The sequence below is a fragment of the Halorubrum sp. FL23 genome, assembly GCF_052439115.2.
GTDB classification, from domain to species: domain Archaea; phylum Halobacteriota; class Halobacteria; order Halobacteriales; family Haloferacaceae; genus Halorubrum; species Halorubrum persicum.
The window spans coordinates 1-2,406 of sequence record NZ_JBQVRO020000047.1; the positions used below are offsets into that span (position 1 = coordinate 1).

Genomic DNA, 2,406 nt, shown 5'->3' on the forward strand with positions numbered 1-2,406 from the left:
GAGCCGGCGTCGTGTCGTGCGTTTTGAAAAACGACCCAGGGAGTGCACTTGATTGGCGAGTCTAACCCGTGAACCGGGGAAGGCGCAGGGAAACCGATACGGCCGCAGCATTGCGAGGGCCACCGTGTTCAAGCGCGGGGAGTCAATTGGGTGCGACCCGAAACCAGGCGATCTATACGCAGGCAGGGTGAAGCGTGGCGAAAGCCACGTGGAGGCCCGTTAGAGTTGGTATTCTACAATATCCTCTCGTGATCTGCGCATAGGGGTGAAAGGCCCATCGAGCCTGGCAACAGCTGGTTCCAACCGAAACATGTCGAAGCATGACCTCTTCCGAGGTAGCCCGCGGGGTAGAGCTACCGATTGGATGACCCGCCTCCGAGAGGAGTCGGCCATCCTGTCGAACTCCAAACCCGCAGGCGCTGTAGACGAAGGGAGTCCGGTGTGCGGGGTAAGCCTGTGCACCGTGAGGGGAACAACCCAGAGCCGGGTTAAGGTCCCAAAGTGTAGATTAAGTGCGATTCGAAGGTGGTCTCAAGCCCTAAACAGCCGGGAGGTGAGCTTAGAAGCAGCTACCCTCTAAGAAAAGCGTAACAGCTTACCGGCCGAGGTTTGAGGCGCCCAAAATGATCGGGGCTCAAATCTACCACCGAGACCTGGCCGTGCCCTTGACAGGGGCAACCGCGTAGGTTGGCGTTCTGTTCGGATGGAAGCTCGGGCGAGAGCTCGCGTGGACCGTTCAGAAACGACAATCCTGGTCACAGTAGCAGCGATAGTCGGGTGAGAACCTCGACGGCCTGATGAGCAAGGGTTCCTCGGCACTGCCACTCAGCCGAGGGTCAGCCGGTCCTAAGATGCACCGTAACTCGACTGCATCAACGGGAAACTGGTTAAGATTCCAGTGCCATCGTGCAGTAAAAGTCGACGCCGTGTGGAACGCTGAGCCGGGCCTTCGCCCGGTCGAATCGTGGAACCTCGTGGAAGCCGTCACGGCACGAAGCGAGAGAAGCGCGAGATAGCGCAAGTCAGCCGTACATAGGGCCCGTGAAAAGACGAGCACGATGTCCGTACCGAGATCCGACACAGGTGCTCTGGCAGCGCAAGCCAAGGCCTGTCGGGAGAACCGACGTTAGGGAATTCGGCAAGTTAGTCCCGTACCTTCGGAAGAAGGGATGCCTGCTCTCGACGGAGCAGGTCGCAGTGACTCGGGCGCTCCGACTGTCTAATAACAACACAGGTGACCGCAAATCCGCAAGGACTCGTACGGTCACTGAATCCTGCCCAGTGCGGGTATCTGAACACCTCGTACAAGAGGACGAAGGACCCGTCAACGGCGGGGGTAACTATGACCCTCTTAAGGTAGCGTAGTACCTTGCCGCTTCAGTAGCGGCTTGCATGAATGGATAAACGAGAGCGCCACTGTCCCAACGTTGGACCCGGTGAACTGTACGTTCCAGTGCGGAGTCTGGAGACCCCCAAGGGGAAGCGAAGACCCTATAGAGCTTTACTGCAGGCTGTCGCTGAGACGTGGTCGCCGATGTGCAGCATAGGTAGGAGTCATTACACAGGTACCCGCGCCAGCGGGCCACCGAGACAGCATTGAAATACTACCCGTCGGTGACTGCGACTCTCACTCCGGGAGGAGTACACCGGTAGCCGGGCAGTTTGACTGGGGCGGTACGCGCTCGAAAAGATATCGAGCGCGCCCGAAGATCATCTCAGCCGGGTCGGGAATCCGGCGAAGAGCGCAAGAGCACAAGATGGTCTGACAGTGTCATTCCCAACGAGTGACGCTGACGCGAAAGCGTGGTCTAGCGAACCTACGAGGCTCCGGAATGGGGCCCGTAGATGACAGAAAAGCTACCTTAGGGATAACAGAGTCGTCACCCGCAAGAGCACATATCGACCGGGTGGCTTGCTACCTCGATGTCGGTTCCCTCCATCCTGCCCGTGCAGAAGCGGGCAAGGGTGAGGTTGTTCGCCTATTAAAGGAGGTCGTGAGCTGGGTTTAGACCGTCGTGAGACAGGTCGGCTGCTATCTATTGGGGGTGTCAAGGTACTTGACGTGAACGAACGTATAGTACGAGAGGAACTACGTTTGGTCGCCACTGGTGTACCGGTTGTGTGAGAACGCAATGCCGGGTAGCCACGCGACACGGGGTAAGAGCTGAACGCATCTAAGCTCGAAACCCACATGGAAAAGAAGTACCGATGAGGTCACTCGTAGAAGACGAGTTCGATAGACTCGGGATGTACGCACCGAGGCAACGAGGTGTTGAGTCCACGAGCACTAACAGACCGAAGCCACAGTCATACGGCACTGACACCACAGTTCGTATGAGTTCAGGCGGTAACTGGATCGCACATATACACGGTCGGCAGAACCACCGACACAGGCGTCTCTCCCAC

1 rRNA gene is annotated in these 2,406 nt (G+C 57.9%); it reads left to right on the plus strand.

Annotated elements, in window-relative coordinates:
• Window positions 1-2,311 (plus strand): 23S ribosomal RNA (locus tag ACT4MF_RS18795); the annotation flags it as partial.
• Window positions 2,312-2,406 lie beyond the last annotated feature (95 nt).